Below are 20,762 nucleotides of genomic sequence, written 5' to 3'. Positions count from 1 at the left end.
CCAAGCCACTTGAACATGCAACTTCCTGGGCCGAGGATTGCAGACGGGATTCACCTCCCCGCCAGCCGCAACCGAGCGGAGGGCGGGGAGCGTCTTTGCGGTCACCCTTGTCCGGGACGTGGGGACGCTGCTTCCCAGACGTGGGGACGTCTGGAGCCGGGCGTGGGGACGTCCGTTCATATGAAACACAGGGGAAGAGCGGGACGCATGAGGGCATTCGATGTGCTGTCGGTGGTGCTGCCTGACGCGGGTGGGCGGTGGACGGCACGGGTCGGCGCAGACGTGACGCCCGGCACGTACAACCCTTACGGGGGGAAGCGTGTCCAACTGGCGTGGCAGAGGTACTCGACTTCACAGCGCCCCGTGGCACGGCGTTCCGGCCGCCTCGCGGCACGCTCCGGCCCCGCGTGGCCGGCGCGGCCGGCGGCATGCCGGTGATCGCGCCCATGCCCGCAGCGCGCCCCGCCCGCATCCCCGGTCAGCGTGACGGCGCCGACGAGACGGTGGCGGCCGGCACCACGGTCGACCACCTCACCGAGACCTACCGCGCGCACTACCGCTCGCTGCTGGGCCTCGCCGCGCTGCTCCTCGACGACACGGCCTCCTGCGAGGACGTCGTCCAGGAGGCGTTCATCCGCGTCCACTCCGCCCGCAAACGCGTCCGCGACCCGGAGAAGACCCTGGCCTACCTGCGCCAGACGGTCGTCAACCTCTCCCGCAGCGCGCTGCGCCGCCGCATCCTCGGCCTGAAGCTGCTGTCCAAGCCCATGCCCGACATGGCGAGCGCGGAGGAGGGGGCGTACGACCAGCTCGAACGCGACTCCCTCATCAAGGCGATGAAAGGGCTTCAGCGCCGCCAGCGCGAGGTGCTGGTGCTGCGCTACTTCGCGGACATGACGGAGGCCCAGGTCGCCGAGACGCTCGGCATCTCGCTCGGCTCGGTCAAGGCGTACGGCTCACGCGGCATCGCCGCGCTGCGGGTGTCCATGGAGGCGTCGGCATGAGCGACGGCCAGGACGCGCGGGACCCGCGCCCCGAGGAACGCGAGCCGGAAGGCTCGCGGGATTCCTCCGGCGGTACGGAGGACACCGCGACGGGCGGCCAGGAGCCCGCGGACGGCTCGGACGGCTCGGACAGCCCTGACGGCTCGGACAGCCCGGACAGCCGTACGGCCGGATCCGGACGCACCGCCGACACGGTGGGGGAGGATGACTCCGCACCGCAGCCGGAGGCCGAACGGGACCCGGACCCCGAGCCGGAGGCCGAACGGGACCCGGAATCGAAGAGGAAACCGGCCCCGGATCCGGACCACGGGGGCATGCCCGAGGGGGACGGGCTCGCGCGGCTGCGCGCGCTCGTGACACCGCACGGGCAGAACCCGACACACACGCACGCTGGGAACGGAACTGTGAACGACGGCCGGGACGAACAGAGCCCCGAGGGGCTCGACTCGGACGAACTGCATCTGCGCACCCTGCTGCACCACGCCGTCCAGGACGTGGAGCCGAGCGACGGCACCCTGGACTACCTGCGCCGGGCGGTCCCCGCCCGCCGTGCGCGCAAACGCCAGGCACTCGTCGGCGCGGCGGCGGCCGCGCTCTTCCTCGGCACGGCCGTCCCCGCGCTGGTCCACGTCTCCAGCACCTCCGGCTCGGACGCCAACCCGTCGGCCGTCGGCCACGCCTCGCAGGCACAGGGCGGCACCGGCCAGGGCAAGGACCCCGGCAGCGGCGAGACCACCGCGGGCGGCGCCTCCGACGAGGTCGGCGGCGACAAGAAGGACCCCACGAAGGAGGGGGACAAGGCCGGCGCGAGCACCGGTACGAGCACGGGCGCGTCCGAGGGCGGCGACCCCTCCGCCGGCACCGAGGCGGACGCCCCCGCCTGCACCGCCGGCCAGCTCGGCCCGGCCACCGCGACCAGCGCGGCCCCCGACACGGCGGGCGCGGTCTACGGCTCCTTCCGGGTCACCAACGTCTCGGGCACGGCCTGCGTCGTCGAGGGCGCGGGCAGCGTGAGCGCGACCCCGCAGGGCGCGGCGGACGCGGCGAAGATCGGCACGGCCCGGCATGTCGCGGGCGACGCGGCGGCCGCCCTGCCGGACCCGTCGCTGGAGTCGGCGACGGTGGTCCTGGAGCCGGGCGAGGCGTACGAGGTGCGGTTCGCGTGGGTGCCCTCGGAGACCTGCCCGGTCCCCGGCGACACCGCGGGCGGCGGCACGGGCGGCCCCTCGGCGGACCCGACCCCGACGGAGGAGCCGACGAACACGACCGGCGCGTCCACGGGCCCGGGCGCCGCCCCCGGCACGACGACCCAGCTGGTCCGCGAGGACGGCGGCACCGAGGGCAGCGTGGCGGTGACCTACACGACCCCCACAGGCGCGGGCTCGGCCACCACGACGGTCACCAACGCCTGCGCGGGAACGGTCTACTGGACGGGGCTGCTGGCACAGGCCTGAGGCCGCCGCTCAAGGCTCGCGGACGGCGGTGACGCGGCGCGGAGACTGCCCGGCACCGGTCGGCACGGTCAGGGCCTCGAACCCCCCATCGGAGCGGAGCGGCAGCATGGCATGGGCAGTGGGAGGAACGTGCGCGTTCGTGGGGCTGCTGGCCGTCGTGCTGGGCACCGTGACGCTCCGGACGGGGTGGGTCCTGCCCACGGCGCGCCGACACGTCACCAGGCCCGGGCTGCACGGCCTCGGCGCCCTGTTCATGGGCACGTCCATCCTTCTGCAGGGCCTCGTCCACCTCGGCATCCTGGCGGGCGTCTCGTGGGAGGCACGCGTCCTGGGCGAAGTCGGCTGCCTGTTCACCGGCCTGCTCCTCATCGCCCTCAGCCACCTGCTGCCACCCCGCCGCACCTTGGAACACGCCGATCCACCGGGAGCCTGAGGGCTCAAGGGTCACACCCCGGACGTGCTGGACGGCTCCCGCTCCGCCACCGGACCCGCGGAGTCCGCGGAGTCCGCGGAGTCCGCAGCGTCCTCCGCCGTCCCGGCCTTCGCGTTCGGCTCCGCGTCCTCCGGCAGGATGCCCAGCTCCGCGTCGCGCGCGAGTTCCACCTCGCGGCGGAACAGGCGGAACCACATGAAGAGCGCGAAGCCGACGAAGGCGAACCACTCGGCGGTGTAGCCGAGGTTCTGGAACGCCTTCAGGTCGAGGCCGGTGCCGCCGGGGGCGGTCGCGGGGACCGCGCGCATGCCCGAGTCGCCGTCGTTCAGCGTGACCCAGGCGTCGTAGACGTCGTACGGGACCAGGTTGATCAGGGAGGCCGCGCTGATCGCGGCGGTCTGGCCCTGCGGGAGGCCGCTGCGGGCGCTGACGCCGTTGCTGCCGGGCGTCTCGGAGGCCTGGAGCGCTCCGGTGACGGTGACCTTGCCGGCGGGCGGCGCGGGCGCCTTCGCCGGGTCGGGCTCGCCGGGCAGCCAGCCGCGTACGACGGGCAGGGCGCGGCCGGTGTCGGTGCGCAGCAGGGTCAGGACGTAGTAGCCGTCCTTGTCGTCCAGCGTGCGGCCGGGGACCAGGAGCTGCGTGTCGTACCGGCCGGTCGCGGTGGCCTGCTTGCCGGAGGTGGCCTTGGTCACGGGCAGCAGCTCGTCCAGCGGCCGCGGCGCGTCCTTCTTGGCGTCGGCGACCTGCGCCTCCGCCTCACGGTGGTTGTCCACCCGGTCCTCGAACCGGCCCAGCTGCCATGACCCCATGAACACGCAGAAGGGGATCGAGAGCAGCAGGAAGACGTTGATCGCCCACCAGCGCGGAGTCAGCAGAAACCGGTACACGCCCTCAACGGTACGGGCCCGCGGACGGTTCCCGTCCCGCGGGGTGGCCTCCGGGACGGCCCTCGGAGGGCCCGGGCGGGCGTCCGGTGACGGGCCGTGCGCGGTCCGGTCGTCACATCGTGTGAAGGGTCCGGTGGAAGTTCCGGAGGAAGTTGTCCACAGGCTGGGGACCGAGGACGCGCGATGACGGCTCGGACGGGCAGTATGGGGTCATGACTGAGAGCAACGGGTCCGACGCGCCGGACCGGGCGGACCACCAGACCGAGCGAGCGCAGCAGACCGGGGAGATGCCGGACTGGGAGAAGCGCTTCCGCGCACCCCGGGTGTCCCTCCCCGACTGGGCGGAGGACGCCCCCGACCGTTCCCTGTTCGTGTCGAACGCGACGGGGACGTACGAGCTGTACGCCTGGGACCGGGCGACCGGTGAGCAGCGCCAGGTGACGGACCGGCCGAACGGCACGACGGACGGGGTGCTCTCCCCGGACGGCGAGTGGATCTGGTGGTTCGACGACAAGGACGGCGACGAGTTCGGCGTCTGGCGCCGGCAGCGGTTCTCCGGCGGCGAGGACGAGCTGGCCGCCCCGGGCCTGGACCCCTCGTACCCGGCGGGCCTCGCGCTCGGCCGCGACGGCCGCACGGCGGTCGTCGGCCGCTCCACGGACGAGGACGGCACGACGATCCACCTGGTGCGTACGGGCGAGGCGCCGGTGGAGCTGTACCGGCACCGCGAGTCGGCGGGCGTCGGCGACCTCTCCCACGACGGCTCGCTGATCGCCGTGGAGCACACGGAGCACGGGGACGCGATGCACTCCGCGCTGCGCGTGATGCGCCCCGACGGCACGACGGTCGCCGAGCTGGACGACACCCGCGGCGGCACCGAGGAGCTCGGCCTGGAGGTGCTGGGCTTCGCGCCCGTGGCGGGCGACACCCGGCTGCTCATCGGCCACCAGCGGCGCGGACGCTGGGAGCCGATGGTGTGGGACGTGGCGACGGGCGAGGAGACCGACCTGGAGCTGGACCTGCCCGGCGACGTCAGCGCCGAGTGGTACCCGGACGGCAGCGCCCTCCTCGTCGCGCACGGCTTCGAGGCCCGCGGCGAGCTCTTCCGCTACGACCTCGCCGGACGCCGGCTGGAGAAGATCCCCACGCCGCGCGGCGCGGTCTCCGGTGCGACGGCCCGGCCCGACGGCACCGTCGAGTACCTGTGGTCGTCGGCCGCGCAGCCGCCGGCGGTGCGCTCCACGTCCGGCGGCGTGGTCCTGGACCCGCCCGGCATGAAGTCGCCCGGCTCGGTGCCGGTGGAGGACGTGTGGGTGGAGGGCCCGGGCGGCCGCATCCACGCGCTCGTGCAGAAGCCGGCCGGCGCGACCGGCCCGCTGCCCACCGTCTTCGACATCCACGGCGGCCCGACCTGGCACGACAGCGACTCCTTCGCGGCGGGACCGGCCGCCTGGGTCGACCACGGCTACGCGGTGGTCCGCGTCAACTACCGCGGCTCCACCGGGTACGGCCGGGCCTGGACGGACGCCCTGAAGCACCGGGTGGGCCTGATCGAGCTGGAGGACATCGCGGCGGTCCGCGAGTGGGCCATCTCCTCCGGCCTGGCCGACCCGGGCCGGCTGATCCTCACCGGCGGCTCCTGGGGCGGCTACCTGACCCTGCTGGGCCTCGGCACGCAGCCGGACCACTGGGCGCTGGGCATCGCGGCGGTCCCGGTCGCGGACTACGTCACGGCGTACCACGACGAGATGGAGGCGCTGAAGGCCATGGACCGCACCCTGCTGGGGGGCACGCCCGAGGAGGTCCCGGAGCGCTTCGAGGCGTCGTCCCCGATCACCTACGTCGACCAGGTGAAGGCCCCGGTCTACATCTCGGCGGGCGTGAACGACCCGCGCTGCCCGATCCAGCAGATCGAGAACTACGTGAAGCGGCTGGAGTCGCGCAACGCGGTCCATGAGGTCTACCGCTACGACGCGGGCCACGGCTCGCTGGTGGTGGACGAACGGATCAAGCAGATCCGCCTGGAGCTGGACTTCGCGGAGCGGCACCTGCCGAAGTGAGGGGCGCGTCCCGCGCGCCGGGGGAGTCCGGGTTCACCCCTCGGCGCGCGGCGGCTCCCGCACACCCCGTCATGTGGGGACGGGCACCGTTGGCGCGGGGGCGCGCGGCGGCCCCGGCGTCCGTCCCGTCGGGTCGGGCTCACCGCGTACTCCGCGTCCGCCTCCCCAGCAGTTCCGCCAGCCCCCGCCGGGTCGCCGCCAGGACCACGCGGTCGCCGGCGCGCAGGACGTACGTGTCCGGGAGGTCCCACACCAGGCCGGAGCCCGGCGGCTCGGCGCCCGCGGTGTCGCCCCGGGCGGCCGTGTCCAGGGCCAGCACGCGCCAGGCGCCCGGCCGGAACGCCTCCGCCACCGTGCGTCCCTCCAGCTGCGGGTGCCCGTCGACGACGACCGCCGCGAACAGCAGCACCCGCCGCTCCACGGGGATCGCGCCCAGGATCTGGCGCCCCATCATCGCCCCGGCGAAGGCGGGCGCGGCCAGATGGGACACGGACCGGCTGCGGGTCAGCGCGGCCGGGTGGGCGGTGCGCAGCGTGCGGTAGACGGCCTTGGCGAAGTCGTCGTCGTACAGCCGCAGCACCGCGCGCAGGTCGGGGCGTACGGAGCGGGCGTAGAGGACGGCCTCCAGGTTGGTGGTGTCGATGCTGGTCAGCGCGAGCAGGGCGTCGGCGCGGTGGATCTTCGCGGACTCCAGGACGCCCTCCTGCGTGACGTCCCCGACGACGACCGGCACGCGTAACCGCCGGGCGACGGCCATGCCCCGCGCCTCGGGGTCGGCCTCGACGCACACCACGGGGATGTGCAGTTCGCGCAGCCGGGTCAGCACCCGGGTGCCGATCTTGCCGAGCCCCAGCAGCACCACGTGCCCGCTCAGCCCGCGCGGCGGTTTCCGCAGCGCGGACGCCGTGCGGAAGGTGCCCAGCGCCTCCAGCACCGCGGCGAGCAGCACCGGAAGCAGCAGCAACCCGACCAGCCCGGACAGCAGTTGCAGCACCTGTTGCCCGGTCGGCGCGCCGAGCGCGGGCTCGTTGATGGCGAACAGGTCCAGCAGCGTGATGTAGACGGCGCGCAGCGGATGGTCGTCGGTCACCACGATCAGCGCCACCGCGAGCGCCACGACCGCGGCCACCAGCCCCGCCAGCGACCACCGCAGCCGCGCCGAGAACAGCGAGGCGAACGGCATCACCCCGGCCCGCCGGGCGGGCAGCGGGGGACCGGAGTACGACACCTGTTCGAGGACCACCGTGCCGCGCCCGGTCGCCGCCGCCACCGCCTCGGCGTCCGGCAGCAGTTGAGGCCCGTCGCCGCTGTCCTCCGAACCCTCCGCGCCCGCGGGGTCGTTGCTGGTGGCGGACAGCAGCGCCAGCGTGCACAGCCCCGGGTCGGCCACCTCGCCGGGCCGCGGCGGCCGGCGCTCGACCGCCCTCAACAGCAGTCCCTCCGCGTCGACGACCTTGCTGGTGCCGACGAGGGCGGTGGCGACGAGCGCGGGCGCGGTGGTGTCGGCGTCGGACAGCACGGTGGTGGCGATGTCGGCGCCGCCGTGGCCACTGCGTCCCACCGGCGTGCCGCCCGCCAGTTCGGCGGCCTGGTCGAGGAGTTCCTCGATGTGCTGGCCGAGCCGCCGGTTGTAGAGGCGCAGCACCAGACGGAGGCGGGGGTTGAGGCGGCGGGCGGTCAGGGCGGCGCGGATGTTGGTCTCGTCGTCGTCGTAGACGAGGGCGAGCGCGGCGGCCAGGTCCACGCCCGCGTCGGCGAGCACGGCCTCGGTGGGCTCGGCTGCCTCCATCACCCGTTCGTCGGGGACGAGGGTGTCGTCGGAGCCGCCGGTGCCGCGGTTGACGGCGGTCACCATCCGGCCGAACAGCGCCGCGGACGCGGCCCGGGCCCGTCCGGCCATCGGCTGGGGAGGGGTGAGCCGCGAGGGCGGTACGACGAGGACCACCTGTTCCCGGTACACACCCCGCAGTTCGGCGGCGAGGCGGTGCGCCAGCCCGTCGTCGCCGCACACCACCATGTGGGCGGACGCGTCGCTGGGCGGGGCGGGGTTGGGAAGGAGGCTCACCACAGGGCAGAAGACTGCCTGATCATGGCGGCTGGTTCCAGGGCGCACGACTAGCATGACGGGCGCATGCCTGAGGTGGACGCCGTACACCGGGACGTGCGGTGCGTACGTCAACGAGGGAGAGATGTGAGGGAGTTGCCCGGTCGGCCCGACCCGGCCCGCCGGTCCCGTACGCCCCTGAGCCGGCTGCGGGTGCTGTCCGCCGCCGTCGCCCTCGCGGACGAGGGCGGGGCCGACGCGCTCAGCATGCGGAAGATCGCCCAGCGGCTCGGTGTCGTCCCCATGGCGCTCTACAAGCACGTGGCCAACAAGGACGAACTGCTCGACGGCATGATCGACACCGTCGTCGGCGAGATCGACCCGCCGGTCGAGGGCGCGGACTGGAGGACCACCGTCCGGCTGCGGGTGCTGTCGGCCCGCCGCATGCTGCTGCGTCACCCATGGGCGTCCGCGGTCATCGAGACGCGGATGAAGGAGCGCCCCGCCCCGACGCCCGCGGTGATGGCCTACCTGGACGAGATGATCGGCGTGTTCCGCGCCGGCGGGTTCTCGCTCGACCTCGTCCACCATGCGATGCACGTGATGGGGAGCAGGCTGCTGGGATTCTCCCAGGAGTTGTTCGTGGACTCACCGTCCCCCGCCGCGCCTTCGTCCTCCCCCTCGCCTCCGCCGGAGGAGATGGCCGCGCGCTACCCGAACATCGCCGAACTGGCCGGCGCCGTCGCCCATGACGCCGGGTCGGTCGTCGGCGCCGGCTGCGACGACCAGTACGAGTTCGAGTTCGCGCTCGACCTGACCCTGGACGGCCTCGAACGCCTCCGTGACGCAGCCGCCTGAGGGCACGGTCCGCACGCCCCCTTGCCAGGTGTACGGCGTACACCCATCATGAGAGGTGTACGCCGTACACCCACCTCCACATCCCCCCACGTCCACCCTCGGTGCGATGGAGGCGACAGGATGAAGGCGATCGTCCAGGACCGTTTCGGCCCCCCGGACATTCTGCGGCTCGCGGACGTCGACCGTCCCGAACCGGCCGACGGACAGGTGCTGGTCCGCGTGCGCGCCGCCGCGGTCAACCCGTACGACTGGCACATGCTGCGCGGCGACCCCTACGCGGCCCGGCTGCTCGGAGGGATCGGCCTGACCCGCCCGAAGCAGCGGGTGGCAGGCATCGACGCGGCGGGCGAAGTGGCGGCGGTCGGCGCCGGGGTGTCGACACCGAACCCCGGCGACGAGGTGCTCGGTTTCTGCCCCGGAGCCTTCGTCGAGTACGCCGTCACCACCTCGGACCTCCTCGTCCCCAAGCCCGAGGGGCTCACCTCCGGGCAGGCGGCGGCCCTCCCGATGGCGGCGGTGACCGCGCTGCGCGGCATCAGCACGGTGGGCCGGGTCAGGGCGGGGCAGCGGGTGCTCGTGAACGGGGCGGGCGGAGGCGTCGGCACGTTCGCCGTGCAGGTGGCCGTGTCGCTGGGGGCGGAGGTCACCGGCGTGTGCGGCGCGAGCAAAGGTGACCTGGTGCGCTCCCTCGGCGCCGCGCACGTCGTCGACCACGCCCGCGAGGACTGGACGGACGGACGCCGGCGGTACGACGTGATCCTCGACAACGTCGGCAACCTGCCGCCCTCCCGGGTGCGGCGGGCGCTGACCCCGACGGGCACCCTGGTGGCGAACGGCGGAGGGGCGCCGGGGCGGGTGTTCGGCGCGATCGGTGGCATGCTGCGCGTGCTCGCCCTGAACGCCGTGGTCCGGCAGCGGCTGGCGGTGATCGTCCCGTCGGTCCCGTCCGGACCGACGCGGGCGGACCTCACGGCCGTGACCGAGCTGGCCGGGGCAGGTCGGCTCACCCCGGTGATCGGCCGCACGCTCCCCCTGGCGGACGCCGCCGAGGCCGTGCGCCACGTAGAGCGGGGCCACGCGCTCGGCAAGACGGTCCTCGCCGTGCGCTGAACGGCGACGCGCCCACGGACAGGGTGCGGACATAGGGGACGACACCCACGTTCCGCGCCATCCGTGCGGGTGTCGCCCCTACCGTCTCTGGGTGCCGTCACGGATGGTGTGGGCGCGCGCGTCGGGTGAGGGTGTGATCACCACACTTCACACTCCCCCTCTGCCACCTGGGGCGCGTGTGGGCACCGGTCCCCTCGGAAGGAGTCCGCACCCTGATGCACGCGGCATCGCGGCGAACCGGCCTGAAGGACGACCTGTCGGCCTCCGGCGGTCCGCGGTGAGCGTCACGGCGTGGATGGCGGTGGCGGTCTTCGCCGCCGTGTACGTGCTGATCGCCACGGAGTGGGTGCACCGGGTCGCCGCCGCGCTGGGCGGCGCGGTGCTGATGCTGCTCATCGGCGCGACCGACGCCGAGCACGCGTTCTTCTCCGAGGACGCGGGCATCGACTGGAACGTCATCTTCCTGCTGCTCGGGATGATGCTGATCGTCGCGGTGCTGAAACGCACCGGCGTCTTCGAGTTCATCGCCGTCTGGGCGGCGAGACGCGCGCGGGGACGGCCGTACCGGCTGATGGTGCTGCTGGTCGTGGCGACCGGCTTCCTGTCGGCGTGGCTGGACAACGTCACCACCGTGCTGCTGATCGCCCCGGTAACGATTCTGGTCTGCCGGCGGCTCGGGGTGCCGGCGGTGCCGTACCTCATCGCCGAGGTGATGGCCTGCAACATCGGCGGCGCCGCGACCCTGATCGGGGACCCGCCGAACATCATGATCGGCTCCCGGGCGGACCTGTCGTTCAACGACTTCCTGGTCCACATGACGCCGATCGTCGTCGTGCTGATGATCATCTTGGTGCTGATGTGCCGGGTGATGTTCCGCACATCGTTCCACTACGACCCGGAACGCGCCGAGTCGCTGATGGAGCTGGACCCCAAGGCGGAGATCAAGGACAAGCGGCTGCTGCTGATCAGCGGGGTCGTGATCGTCGCCGTCATGGTGTGCTTCGTGCTGCACACCTGGCTCCACATGGAACCCTCGGTGGTGGCCATGAGCGGCGGTCTGCTGCTGCTCGCGGTGTCCAGGCTCAGCCCCGGGAACGTGGTCAAGGACGTCGAGTGGGAGACGCTGGCGTTCTTCGCGGGACTGTTCGTGATGGTCGGCGGGATGGTGCAGACGGGCATCATCGGCGACCTGGGCGAGCTGGCCGCGGAGGCGACCGGGGGCAACCTCGAGACGACGGCCATGGCGCTGGTCTTCGGCTCCGTGGTCCCGTCGGCGATCATCGACAACATCCCGTTCGTGGCGTCGGTGAGCCCGATCGTCAGTGAGATCGTGGCCTCGGCGGGCGGGGCCGGCGAGGCGGAGATGCTGTGGTGGTCGTTCGCGCTCGGGGCGGACCTGGCCGGAAACGCGACGATCATCGCGTCCTCGGCCAACGTGGTGGTGATCGGCATCGCCGACCGCGAGGGCCATCACATCTCGTTCTGGCAGTTCAGCAAGTACGGCCTGATCGTCACGGCGGTCACCGTGTCGGTGGCGGGGGCGTACGTGTGGCTGAGGTACTTCGCACTGGCCTGAGCGACGGTGTGAACGTCGCTGCGTGACCGGCGAAGCACGGTGCGCTGCCGCTCGTTTTACACGCCTCGCACATGTATGCGACGTACACGAAATTTGTCGTACGGTAAACTTTACCTGGCCTTGGCGCTCCGTTGAGCTGCCGAATGCTCAGTCCGCGGGAAGCGGACCCGGATGCGAGGGGGGACGTGACATGAATCGACGCGCTGTACGCCGCGACACGAACCGGCCCGTGCGCATCGACATCACCCCCCGCGACAGCGTTCCCGAACCCGGCGCCGCCGTCTCCGGCGCCTGATCCGCCCGGCCGCCCCGCCTCTCCGTCAAGGGCGCGGCAGCCCGCCCGCACGCCAACCCCGCCCGCCCGATGTGGGCCTCCGGCGTCGTGCCGTACGCGGACCAGGACCACCCGCCGTCACACCTCACCGCACCCCCGCGGGTCCCGCGCGCGACCCGGCGCCTCGAGAAGACCGCCGTCCGCCCGCACACCACCCGAGCCCCTTTCAGGCACTGACGCCGCCGTCACCGACCCGGAGGACCGACGCCCGTGCACAACACCGCCACCATGCTCATCGAACTGGGCGCGATCATCCTCGCCCTGGGCCTGCTGGGCCGCCTCGCCGGACGCGTGGGCTTCTCGCCCATCCCGCTCTACCTGCTGGCCGGACTCGCCTTCGGCCACGGAGGCATCCTGCCGCTGCAGGCCAGCGAGGAGTTCACCGCCGTCGGCGCCGAGATCGGCGTCATCCTGCTGCTGCTCATGCTGGGCCTGGAGTACAGCGCGTCCGAACTGGTCACCAACCTCAAGACGCAGTACCCGTCGGGGGCGGTGGACTTCGTCCTCAACGCGGTGCCGGGCGCCGTGGCGGCGCTGATCCTGGGCTGGGGCCCGGTCGCGGCGGTCGCGCTGGCGGGTGTCACGTGGATCTCGTCCTCCGGTGTGATCGCGAAGGTGCTGGGCGACCTGCGCCGGCTCGGCAACCGCGAGACACCGGTGGTGCTCGGCGTCCTCGTCATCGAGGACCTGGCGATGGCGGTCTACCTGCCGATCCTCACCGCGGTGCTGGCGGGCGCGGGCCTGGCGGGCGGCTCGGTCACCCTGCTGATCGCGCTCGGCACCGTGGGCGCCGTCCTCTACCTGGCGCTGCGTCACGGGCGTCTGATCAGCCGCGCGGTGTCCTCGGACAGCGCGGAGATGCTGCTGCTGGTGGTGCTGGGCCTGACGCTCCTCGTCGCGGGCCTCGCGCAGGAACTGCAGGTGTCGGCGGCCGTCGGCGCGTTCCTCGTGGGCATCGCCCTGTCGGGTGAGGTCGCGGAGGGTGCGAGCGCCCTGCTCACCCCGCTGCGGGACCTGTTCGCCGCCGTCTTCTTCGTCTTCTTCGGCCTGTCCACGGACCCGTCGGACATCCCGCCGGTGCTGGTCCCGGCGCTGCTGCTGGCCCTGGTCACGGCCCTGACGAAGGTCGCGACGGGCTGGTACGCGGCCCGGCGCGCGGGCATCAAGGGCGGAGGCCGCTGGAGGGCGGGTGGCACGCTGGTGGCGCGCGGCGAGTTCTCGATCGTCATCGCGGGCCTCGCGGTCGGCGTGGAGCCCCGCATCGGCCCGCTGGCCACGGCGTACGTCCTGATCCTGGTCGTCGTCGGCCCGCTGACCGCGCGCTGGACGGAGCCGCTGGCGCGGAAGCTCACGGGCCGTCCGGAGACGCCGGTGGAGAAGGAGTTGGCGGCGCCGGAGCCGGCGAAGGTGTGAGGCGTTGAAGAAGGTGAGGGGCTACTCGCGGCCGAGGATGTCGGCGGCGACGCCCACGCCCTCACGGGTGCCGATGACGATGAGGGTGTCGCCGCCGGCCAGCCGGAAGTCGGGCCCGGGGGAGGGGATGGCCTCGGCGCGGCGCAGCACGGCGACGACGGACACACCGGTCTCGGTGCGCATCCGCGTGTCGCCGAGCACGCGCCCGTTCCAGTAGGAGGTCGCCGGCAGCTCGATCCGCTCGGCGACCAGGCCCAGTTCGGCCGTCGCCAGCAGGTTGGGGCTGTGGTGCGAGGGGAGCAGCGCGTCGACGACGGCGGCGGCCTCCTCGGCGTTCAGCTTCAGGCACACCGCGGTGTCGTCCGGGTCGTCCCTGCGGTAGACGTTCAACGTCCGGGAACCGTCGAGATGGGCGATCACCGACAACCGCCGCCGCTCCCGCGTCACGAGGTCGTACCGCACCCCGATCCCCGGCAGCGGAGTGTGCCCCATCCGCCCAGCGCCGCCCATGACCGTCCCCCTACACCGTCTCAGTTCACCTACGGGCCATGACCGACGGCACCCTACGGCACGGGGGGTTGGGGGGCGACATCCGGGCGGGGGGCGAGACGCCCCGGAGCCGGGCGCGGCGGGCCGGGGTGGGACGAAGCCCCAGCGTACGGTGCGCAGGGACCCTCCGTTACTCTGCGGCAGCGCCCGGGGGGAGCCGGGCCTCCACACGCTGGACCGGGGGGTTCCGGTCGGCCCGAGTTCCAGGAGTAGGCCCCGTGAACGGACCGCGCCGCAGTGCGCTGCTCGCCTCCGTCAGGCCGATGCTCGAGCCCGACGAGCGGATCGAGGTCGTGACCATCGTGACCACGAGCCCCGTCTCGCTCGGCAGGACCACGGCGTTCGCCCTGGCGTCGGCGGTCGTGAGCGGCGGCGGCATGACGATGGCCCCGGCGCCGACGGCGATGCACCTGGTCATGACGGACCGCCGCTTCTTCCTCTTCCGAGGGGAACCGATGGTCGTCTGGCCGCGAGAACTGGTGATGACGTTCCCGCGCGCCGGCCTGGTCCGCTCGGAGATCGACGACCGCAAGATCAACTCGTCCTTCGTCCTGTCCTGCCCGGGCCACGAAGAGAGCCTCCAGCTCACGTTCTCGGCGTTCGGCAGGAAGAAGAGGAACCAGATAGCGGCGGCGGTGCCGGTGGGGTGCTGACACCGCAGGCACCGCCTGGACGGCGCGCAGCACGCGGCAGGCGGTGCCGGTCAGGCAGGCGTCCAACGGACGCCGGAGCGCTTCAACAGCCGCTGATACGCGGTGAAGAAGCATGCGACGGCATCGCGAGCGCTCATCGGCGTGCGTGCGGGCGCCGAAGGGGAAGGGCTGCGTGTCGGGTCACACCTTCTTGACCACGATCGTGTCCGGGACCAGCTTCTCCAGGTCGTCGACGTCCGAGGTGAAGACGGTGACCTGTCCCTTCTGCTGTCGCGCGATGACGGCGAGCACGGCGTCGATCGCGTACGTGTGGCCGTGCAACTTGGCACCGGCCAGGAGCCGGCGCGCCTGGCGGGCCTCGTCCTTCCCGATGTCGACGACCTGGAGCCGGGACAGTACCCAATCCCAGCGCTGCTCGGTCGTTCTGCCGTCGTACGCCTCGACCAGCGTCATCGGTGACGTCACCACCTCGGCTTCCCCGCGTGCCGCGAGATCGAGCCAGGCGATCATCTTCCGGTCCCCGCGTACCGCGAGGGACAGGGCTTCACAGTCCAGCACGAAGACGCGAAGGGGCCGCCCACCGCGCTCACCGGCTCGCTGCTTCACGCAGCCTCTCCGGCATCGCGCTTTCCGGCGGCCCGACGCCGCTCGTGTTCGGCGTCGAGTTCGTCCAGCTCCTCGAGCGCTGCCGCCTGCTCGTCCTCGGTGACGGGGCCGTGTTCTTCCTGCAGCCAGTCGACCAGTTCCCGAAGTCGGTCCCGGTCACGCTTGAAACGCAGCGCCTCGGTGACATACGCCGACAGGCCCCGCTCGGCCGCGTCCACGCGGATCTCGTCCAGGAGATCCTCGGGGATCGTGACGGTCACCTTCTTCGTCGCCATACAAAGGACCATACTCCTGGTATCAGACTCCTTACCACTCGGCCCACGTGACCGAGCCCGGTGATCAGACGGCGGTGGCGGCCACGGCCGACGGCTGAGTAGAGGTCGGCGTGGAGTGAAGGCGAAGGGCGGGAGACACGTCCGGAAGTTGATCCTCGACTCGGCTCCCGAGCGGACCCCAGAAGCACTCAGGGGCCCGACCCGCTAAGCGGATTAGGCCCCTGAAGTGGTGTTACGGCTGTCGGGGTGGCGGGATTTGAACCCACGACCTCTTCGTCCCGAACGAAGCGCGCTGCCAAGCTGCGCCACACCCCGGTGTCGCTCGCTGTCGCGGCGACGACGTTTACTTTAGCCCACCGGTGGCTAGAGACGAAATCTGGTTTTCGGGCGGGTGTGGTCCAGGGCCACCAGGAGGACCGCCACGGCGTAGATCGCGAGCCCCACGAGGAGCGCGTTGGCCAGCACGCCGCGGTAGCCGTGGCGGGCGACGTCCAGGAACGGGTAGAGGTAGCGGCCGGCGGAGCCGGGGAGCAGTTCGCCTCGGGCGAGGGTGAAGGCCAGGTACGCCAGCGGGTACAGCAGCCACGTCGTGGCCTGGCGCAGGTGCATGCGGGCCGGTGGTGTCAGGACCAGCCAGTCCAGCAGCGCGGCCACCGGCAGCGCCGTGTGCAGCAGGTGGCCCGCGACCGGCTCGAGCCACGCGGCGCCGCCCCCGCTCGACCCCGCCGTCATGGCGTACGCCGGCGCCGCGTCCGCGAGGGCTATGTGGTGGACCAAAGCCCCTACGACCACATACAGCAGCGCCGCCCCCGTCACCGCGCCCGGCAGCGGGTGCCGTGCCGCCCACGCCCGGCGTGCCGAGGCGAACGTCACCAGCGCCAGCAGCGCCGTGCTCTGGATCACGAAGTAGCTCAGTACCCGGGTGGGGCTGCCGAGGAGGATCTCGATCAGCACGGCCGCCGTCGCCAGCACGGCCAGGGCCAGCCGGTACACCGCGGTCAGCGGCCGGCGCACCGGCGGTATGACGGCTCGGGCGGGGACGGGGGAGGGGAGTACCTGCGGAGCCGTCCGCGGGAGGGCGGGGATGTCCGGGAGGTCCCTGGGTATCGGGGCGGTCATGCCCCCAGCGTGGGACGGCCGGCGGGGTGCGGCGATGTGGCGTGGGCCGGTCGGGTTATCCGTCCGTCAGACAACCCGCCATAACGCCGGCACGCCAACCCGCCGTGACGCCGGCACGCCAACCCGCGAACCCGCCGTGACGCCCGCACACCAACCCGCCATTACGCCGGCATGCGAACCCGCCATGACCGCCGGCCCGCCAACCCGCCATGACCGCCGGCCCCTCGCCCTCGCCTCAGCGCCCCACCAACGTCAGCAGCGTCGCCTCCGGCGGGCACGCGAACCGCACCGGCGTGTAGCGGCTCGTGCCGCACCCCGCCGAGACGTGCAGGTACGACCTGCGGCCCTCCGCCGTGTGCGTGGACAGGCCCTTCACGCGGTCCGTGTCCAGGTCGCAGTTGGTGACCAGGGCGCCGTAGAACGGGATGCACAGCTGTCCGCCGTGCGTGTGGCCGGCGAGGATCAGCGGGTAGCCGTCCGCCGCGAACGCGTCCAGCACCCGCAGGTACGGCGCGTGCACCACGCCCATCGAGAAGTCAGCCCCGCTCGACGGGCCGCCCGCCACCTCCGCGTACCGGTCCCGCTTGATGTGCGGGTCGTCCAGTCCCGTCAGCTCGATCGACGTGCCCTCGATCTTCAGGGTGCCCCGCGTGTTGGTGAGGTTGAGCCAGCCCGCCGAGTCGAAGCCGTCCCGCAGGTCCTCCCACGGGTTGTGGACGGCGTCGACGACCGGCGGGTTGCCGTTCAGGCCGTGGCGGCCCTGCACCTTCTCGACCAGGTAGCGGGCGGGGTTGCGCAGCCGGGGGCCGTAGTAGTCGTTGGAGCCGAAGACGTACGCGCCGGGGAACTCCATCAGCGGGCCGAGCGCGTCCAGGACCTCGGGGACGCCCTCGGGGTCGGACAGGTTGTCACCCGTGTTGATCACGAAGTCGGGGCGCAGGCCCGCCAGCGAGCGCAGCCACCGCTGCTTCTTGCGCTGGCCGCCGACCATGTGGATGTCGGACACCTGCAGCACGCGCAGGGGACGCATCCCGGAGGGGAGGACGGGGACGGTCACCCGTCGGAGTCGGAAGGAGCGGGCCTCGAAGCCCGCGGCGTAGAGCAGTCCGGCGGCGCCGGCCGCCGTGATTCCCAGGGGGATTCGGTATCGCGCGCGCATGGGCCCATCGTGTCAGACCCTGACGGTTCCTCCGTACGACCCTCGGGGCCAACTGGTACGCCCCTCAAATCAGCAGGCGCAGCCGCGGCCGCACCTGCGACAATCAAGTCATGACCACGCTCAAGTCGAAGCTGCAGGATGACCTCAACGCCGCGATCAAGGAGCGCGACGAGCTCCGCTCCTCGACGCTCCGGCTGACGCTCGCCGCGATCACCAAGGAGGAGGTCGCGGGCAAGGAGAAGCGCGAGCTCTCCGACGACGAGGTGCAGAAGGTGATCGCCCGCGAGGCCAAGAAGCGCCGTGAGGCGGCCGACGCCTTCGCGCAGGGCGGCCGTCCCGAGCAGGCCGAGCGGGAGAAGGCGGAGGGCGAGGTGCTGGCCACGTACCTGCCCAAGCAGCTGTCCGACGACGAGCTGAACGCGATCGTCGCCCAGGCGGTCGAGGAGGCCCGCGCCGCCGGCGCCGAGGGGCCGCGCGCCATGGGCGCCGTCATGAAGATCGTGAACCCGAAGGTCGCCGGCCAGGCGGAGGGCGGCCGGGTGGCCGCCGCGGTGAAGAAGCTGCTGGCGGGCTGAGACGCCGTAACGACGGCATACGGCAAAACCAACGGGCTGCGGCCCCTTCCCCGGACAGGGAAGGGGCCGCAGCCCGTTGTCGGACGACCGTCGTCAGTCGCGGCCTCCCGGCCCGTTGCCCGGGCCCTGGATGAAGCCCTCCGGGATGGAGAAGGTCGGGTCCGGCTGGCCGCCGTTGCCGCCCCCGTTGCCGTTGCCGTTGCCGCCGCTGATCAGGCCGCCGATGAAGCCGTCGTCGCCGTTGCCGTCGTCGTCACGGTCCCGGTCACGGTCGCGGTCCTTGGGCTTCTTCGCGTCCGGGATGTGCACCCGGTTGAACCCAGGGGCGTCCTTGCCCTCCAGCGCGCCGGACATCGCGTCACGCCAGATGGGGCCCGGGACGGCGCCGCCGAAGACCAGCTCGTGGTACTGGCCGCCGATGGTGATGTCCCGCATCTTCACCTTCTGGCTGGCGCTGCCCACCCACACGGCGCCCGACAGGTTCGGCGTGTAGCCGACGAACCAGGCGTTCCTGCGCTCGTCCGTCGTACCCGTCTTACCGGCGTTGTCGCGGCCCGAGAGCCCGGCCTGCTGACCCGTACCGGAGTCGATCACGCCCCTGAGCAGCTCGTTCACCGTGTCCGCCGTCTTCTCGCTCATCGCGCGCGAGCACGTGGACTTCGGGACCGGCAGGGACTGCGACTGGTTGCCCGTCTTCTGGGTGATCGACTCGATGGCGACCGGTGTGCAGTACATGCCCCGGGAGGCGAAGGCCGCGTAGGCGCTCGCCATGGTGAGGGGCGACAGACCGGTGGAACCGAGGGTCATCGAGGACGGCACCTCGGGGATCTTGTCCCCGTTGCCCTGGACCACGCCGAGCTTGTCGGTCATGGTCACCACCGGGCACATCCCGATGTCCTCGATCATCTGCACGAAGTACGTGTTGACCGACTTGGCCATCGCGTCCTTCAGCGCGTACGGCCCGACCTCGGTCTCGTTCTCGTTCTCCAGCTTGTAGTCGCCGTCGTTCACCCACGGCTTCTCGCAGCCGCGGACGGTGTCCGGGTACGGCATCTCGTACGGCGCGGAGTACTCCTGCGTCGGCGGCCGGCCCTCCTCCAGGGCGGCGGCGGCCACGAACGGCTTGAACGTCGAACCGGTCGGGAAGCCGAAGTTGGAGCCGCCCCAGGCGGAGTCCACGGAGAAGTTGATCTCCGTCTGGTTCTTGCCGTAGCCGTACGGCTTCGACTGGCCCATCGCGACGATCTTGCCGGTGCCCGGCTCGACCAGCGTGGACGCGGCGGCGACGTTGTCCGACTCGTAGACGTGGTTCTTGAGCGACTCCTGCACCGACTCCTGGGCCTGCGGGTCCAGCGTGGTGCGGATGGTCAGGCCGCCCTGGTTCCAGATCTTCGCCCGCTCCTCGCGGGTCTTGCCGAAGACCGGGTCGTTGAGGAACACCTTCTCCACGTACTTGCAGAAGAAGCCCGCGCCCTTGGCCGCGGTGATGCAGCCGTTCTTCGGCTCGCTGACCTTGAGGCCCAGCGGGGAGCGCATCGCCTCGGCGGCGTCCTCCGGAGACACGTCCCCGACCTCGGCCATCCGCTTCAGCACGACGTTGCGCCGCTTCTTCGCCTCGGCCTCGTCGTTGACCGGGTCGTAGCGGCTCGGCGACTGGACGATGCCGGCGAGGAGCGCGGCCTCCTGGAGGTTGAGATCCTTGGCCGGCTTGGAGAAGTAGCGCTGGGACGCGGCCTCGACGCCGTACGCCTGCTGGCCGAAGAACGTGATGTTCAGGTAGTTCTCGAGGATCTTCTTCTTGCCCAGCTCCTCCTCGACCTGGATCGCGTACTTCAGCTCCTGGATCTTGCGGCCGATCGTCTGCTGGGTGGCCTGCGCGACCTTCGTCGGGTCGTCGCCCGCCTCCTCGACGAAGACGTTCTTCACGTACTGCTGGGTGAGCGTCGAGGCGCCCTCGGAGACCTCACCGCTGCGGGCGTTCTTGTTGAGCGCGCGCAGCACGCCCTTGAGGTCGATCGCCCCGTGCTCGTAGAACCGCGAGTCCTCGATGGCGACGATCGCCTTCTGCATGTACGGCGAGATGTCCTTGAGCTCCACCACCGTGCGGTCGCGCGAGTAGACGGTGGCGATCAGGCCGCCGTCGGCGTCGAGGATGGTGGTGCGCTGGCTCAGCGGCGGCGTCTTCAGAGCGGCCGGGAGCTCGTCGAAGCTCTCCACCGACCCCTTCGCCGCCAGGCCCAGCGCGCCCACGGCGGGCAGCGCGATGCCGGCCAGGACGGCACCGGACAGGACACTGACACCGAGGAACTTGGCGGCCTGCTGCGTGGAGGACAGACCACCGCCCGAGCGCTTCTTTGGCATGGGAGCAGCCTACGTTCTCATTCGCCGGACAAGCGTATATGCCTTGGCCTAAGCTGCACTCAACTGTCACAGCAGTGAGGCCACGTATCAATACGTCCGGCGACCCCGAATCGTTCCGGATCTTCTCGACTTTCTTCGTATGCGTTCGGTCGAGGAGCGTGGAGACCGTGTCCGGATCGCCTCGTGTGTCACGCGGTGCCCGTTGTGACGCAACTGAACTGACCCGCAACGCCCCTTTTGTCACGCATGTCGCCCCCTCACTCCCCCGGGTGATCTGCCGCTTACCCATAGT

At 72.0% G+C, this 20,762-nt stretch carries 18 protein-coding genes and 1 tRNA gene; 10 read left to right on the top strand and 9 right to left on the bottom strand.

What is annotated here, in order from left to right; genetic code table 11:
- The first annotated feature begins 428 nt into the window (after positions 1–428).
- The 3 genes from ACQY0Z_RS05710 to ACQY0Z_RS05700 all read left to right on the top strand — a co-directional run bounded on the left by ACQY0Z_RS05710 (position 429) and on the right by ACQY0Z_RS05700 (position 2,891).
- On the top strand, positions 429–1,004 hold the full coding sequence (locus ACQY0Z_RS05710; RefSeq protein WP_189897755.1) for a SigE family RNA polymerase sigma factor: 576 nt from the start codon (positions 429–431) through the stop codon (positions 1,002–1,004).
- A complete protein-coding gene (locus ACQY0Z_RS05705) occupies positions 1,001–2,458 on the top strand; it encodes a hypothetical protein (protein WP_439811918.1) in 1,458 nt (485 codons plus the stop codon). Before ACQY0Z_RS05710 ends, ACQY0Z_RS05705 begins: the two co-directional genes overlap by 4 nt.
- Positions 2,459–2,564: 106 nt before the next feature.
- Complete coding sequence (locus tag ACQY0Z_RS05700; RefSeq protein WP_254587625.1) at positions 2,565–2,891, top strand: hypothetical protein; 327 nt, start codon at positions 2,565–2,567, stop codon at positions 2,889–2,891.
- 11 nt (positions 2,892–2,902) lie between these two features.
- On the opposite strand, the gene ACQY0Z_RS05695 is transcribed toward ACQY0Z_RS05700, so the two are convergent.
- Positions 2,903–3,778 carry an SURF1 family protein gene (locus ACQY0Z_RS05695; protein WP_439811917.1) on the bottom strand — a complete coding sequence of 292 codons (876 nt, stop codon included), beginning with the start codon at positions 3,776–3,778 and terminating at the stop codon, positions 2,903–2,905.
- 212 nt (positions 3,779–3,990) lie between these two features.
- Between ACQY0Z_RS05695 and ACQY0Z_RS05690 the strand changes: the two genes are divergently transcribed.
- Positions 3,991–5,838 (top strand): S9 family peptidase, encoded by a 1,848-nt coding sequence (locus ACQY0Z_RS05690; RefSeq protein ID WP_189897564.1) that lies wholly within the window; start codon positions 3,991–3,993, stop codon positions 5,836–5,838.
- A gap of 139 nt (positions 5,839–5,977) precedes the next feature.
- Here ACQY0Z_RS05690 and ACQY0Z_RS05685 read toward each other — a convergent pair whose 3' ends face one another.
- Positions 5,978–7,855: an NAD-binding protein gene (locus tag ACQY0Z_RS05685; RefSeq protein ID WP_439813349.1), complete on the bottom strand. Its 1,878-nt coding sequence runs from the start codon at positions 7,853–7,855 to the stop codon at positions 5,978–5,980.
- Positions 7,856–8,095: 240 nt separating this feature from the next.
- Here ACQY0Z_RS05685 and ACQY0Z_RS05680 point away from each other — a divergent pair, with 240 nt between their 5' ends.
- The 4 genes from ACQY0Z_RS05680 (at position 8,096) to ACQY0Z_RS05665 (ending at position 13,173) form a co-directional block, all read left to right on the top strand.
- The gene (locus ACQY0Z_RS05680; protein ID WP_439813348.1) at positions 8,096–8,740 is read left to right on the top strand and encodes a TetR/AcrR family transcriptional regulator; all 645 of its coding nucleotides are present in this window, start codon (positions 8,096–8,098) and stop codon (positions 8,738–8,740) included.
- A gap of 120 nt (positions 8,741–8,860) precedes the next feature.
- On the top strand, positions 8,861–9,850 hold the full coding sequence (locus ACQY0Z_RS05675; RefSeq protein ID WP_439811916.1) for an NAD(P)-dependent alcohol dehydrogenase: 990 nt from the start codon (positions 8,861–8,863) through the stop codon (positions 9,848–9,850).
- Between the two features lie 295 nt (positions 9,851–10,145).
- Entirely contained in the window at positions 10,146–11,426 is a 1,281-nt protein-coding gene (locus tag ACQY0Z_RS05670; protein ID WP_381726131.1) for an SLC13 family permease, read from the top strand.
- A gap of 544 nt (positions 11,427–11,970) precedes the next feature.
- Positions 11,971–13,173: a cation:proton antiporter gene (locus ACQY0Z_RS05665; RefSeq protein ID WP_189897557.1), complete on the top strand. Its 1,203-nt coding sequence runs from the start codon at positions 11,971–11,973 to the stop codon at positions 13,171–13,173.
- Between the two features lie 21 nt (positions 13,174–13,194).
- Here ACQY0Z_RS05665 and ACQY0Z_RS05660 read toward each other — a convergent pair whose 3' ends face one another.
- Positions 13,195–13,665 carry a cation:proton antiporter regulatory subunit gene (locus ACQY0Z_RS05660; protein WP_254587630.1) on the bottom strand — a complete coding sequence of 157 codons (471 nt, stop codon included), beginning with the start codon at positions 13,663–13,665 and terminating at the stop codon, positions 13,195–13,197.
- Between the two features lie 275 nt (positions 13,666–13,940).
- Here ACQY0Z_RS05660 and ACQY0Z_RS05655 point away from each other — a divergent pair, with 275 nt between their 5' ends.
- Complete coding sequence (locus tag ACQY0Z_RS05655; protein ID WP_439811915.1) at positions 13,941–14,375, top strand: hypothetical protein; 435 nt, start codon at positions 13,941–13,943, stop codon at positions 14,373–14,375.
- Positions 14,376–14,555: 180 nt separating this feature from the next.
- Here ACQY0Z_RS05655 and ACQY0Z_RS05650 read toward each other — a convergent pair whose 3' ends face one another.
- The 5 genes from ACQY0Z_RS05650 to ACQY0Z_RS05630 form a co-directional block, all read right to left on the bottom strand.
- The gene (locus ACQY0Z_RS05650) at positions 14,556–14,981 is read right to left on the bottom strand and encodes a PIN domain-containing protein (protein WP_189897552.1); all 426 of its coding nucleotides are present in this window, start codon (positions 14,979–14,981) and stop codon (positions 14,556–14,558) included.
- Positions 14,978–15,256, bottom strand: a complete 279-nt coding sequence (locus ACQY0Z_RS05645) for a CopG family transcriptional regulator (protein ID WP_137207511.1) — start codon at positions 15,254–15,256, stop codon at positions 14,978–14,980. The genes ACQY0Z_RS05650 and ACQY0Z_RS05645 overlap by 4 nt, the downstream gene beginning before the upstream one ends.
- A gap of 241 nt (positions 15,257–15,497) precedes the next feature.
- Positions 15,498–15,571: transfer RNA gene (locus tag ACQY0Z_RS05640), tRNA-Pro, on the bottom strand.
- A gap of 48 nt (positions 15,572–15,619) precedes the next feature.
- Positions 15,620–16,375 carry a Pr6Pr family membrane protein gene (locus tag ACQY0Z_RS05635; protein ID WP_439811914.1) on the bottom strand — a complete coding sequence of 252 codons (756 nt, stop codon included), beginning with the start codon at positions 16,373–16,375 and terminating at the stop codon, positions 15,620–15,622.
- Positions 16,376–16,610: 235 nt separating this feature from the next.
- Positions 16,611–17,534 (bottom strand): metallophosphoesterase, encoded by a 924-nt coding sequence (locus ACQY0Z_RS05630; RefSeq protein WP_137207492.1) that lies wholly within the window; start codon positions 17,532–17,534, stop codon positions 16,611–16,613.
- A gap of 110 nt (positions 17,535–17,644) precedes the next feature.
- Here ACQY0Z_RS05630 and ACQY0Z_RS05625 point away from each other — a divergent pair, with 110 nt between their 5' ends.
- A complete protein-coding gene (locus ACQY0Z_RS05625) occupies positions 17,645–18,109 on the top strand; it encodes a GatB/YqeY domain-containing protein (protein ID WP_019527062.1) in 465 nt (154 codons plus the stop codon).
- 93 nt (positions 18,110–18,202) lie between these two features.
- Here the strand turns inward: ACQY0Z_RS05625 and ACQY0Z_RS05620 are convergent, their stop codons facing one another.
- Positions 18,203–20,470, bottom strand: coding sequence for a transglycosylase domain-containing protein (locus ACQY0Z_RS05620; RefSeq protein ID WP_254587015.1), 2,268 nt, complete (start codon positions 20,468–20,470; stop codon positions 18,203–18,205).
- Positions 20,471–20,762: the final 292 nt, after the last annotated feature.

The organism is Streptomyces sp. P9-2 (assembly GCF_051903975.1).
Taxonomy (GTDB): domain Bacteria; phylum Actinomycetota; class Actinomycetes; order Streptomycetales; family Streptomycetaceae; genus Streptomyces; species Streptomyces cellulosae.
This window is presented reverse-complemented; position numbering and strand designations above follow the sequence as displayed.

Coding starts and splice junctions, on each gene's coding strand:
- ACQY0Z_RS05635 (WP_439811914.1), bottom strand. CDS start 16,375: ATGACCGCCCCGATACCCAGGGACCTCCCGGACATCCCCGCCCTCCCG.
- ACQY0Z_RS05625 (WP_019527062.1), top strand. CDS start 17,645: ATGACCACGCTCAAGTCGAAGCTGCAGGATGACCTCAACGCCGCGATC.
- ACQY0Z_RS05645 (WP_137207511.1), bottom strand. CDS start 15,256: ATGGCGACGAAGAAGGTGACCGTCACGATCCCCGAGGATCTCCTGGAC.
- ACQY0Z_RS05620 (WP_254587015.1), bottom strand. CDS start 20,470: ATGCCAAAGAAGCGCTCGGGCGGTGGTCTGTCCTCCACGCAGCAGGCC.
- ACQY0Z_RS05630 (WP_137207492.1), bottom strand. CDS start 17,534: ATGCGCGCGCGATACCGAATCCCCCTGGGAATCACGGCGGCCGGCGCC.
- ACQY0Z_RS05710 (WP_189897755.1), top strand. CDS start 429: ATGCCGGTGATCGCGCCCATGCCCGCAGCGCGCCCCGCCCGCATCCCC.
- ACQY0Z_RS05700 (WP_254587625.1), top strand. CDS start 2,565: ATGGCATGGGCAGTGGGAGGAACGTGCGCGTTCGTGGGGCTGCTGGCC.
- ACQY0Z_RS05705 (WP_439811918.1), top strand. CDS start 1,001: ATGAGCGACGGCCAGGACGCGCGGGACCCGCGCCCCGAGGAACGCGAG.
- ACQY0Z_RS05675 (WP_439811916.1), top strand. CDS start 8,861: ATGAAGGCGATCGTCCAGGACCGTTTCGGCCCCCCGGACATTCTGCGG.
- ACQY0Z_RS05685 (WP_439813349.1), bottom strand. CDS start 7,855: ATGGTGGTGTGCGGCGACGACGGGCTGGCGCACCGCCTCGCCGCCGAA.
- ACQY0Z_RS05660 (WP_254587630.1), bottom strand. CDS start 13,665: ATGGGGCACACTCCGCTGCCGGGGATCGGGGTGCGGTACGACCTCGTG.
- ACQY0Z_RS05690 (WP_189897564.1), top strand. CDS start 3,991: ATGACTGAGAGCAACGGGTCCGACGCGCCGGACCGGGCGGACCACCAG.
- ACQY0Z_RS05670 (WP_381726131.1), top strand. CDS start 10,146: ATGGCGGTGGCGGTCTTCGCCGCCGTGTACGTGCTGATCGCCACGGAG.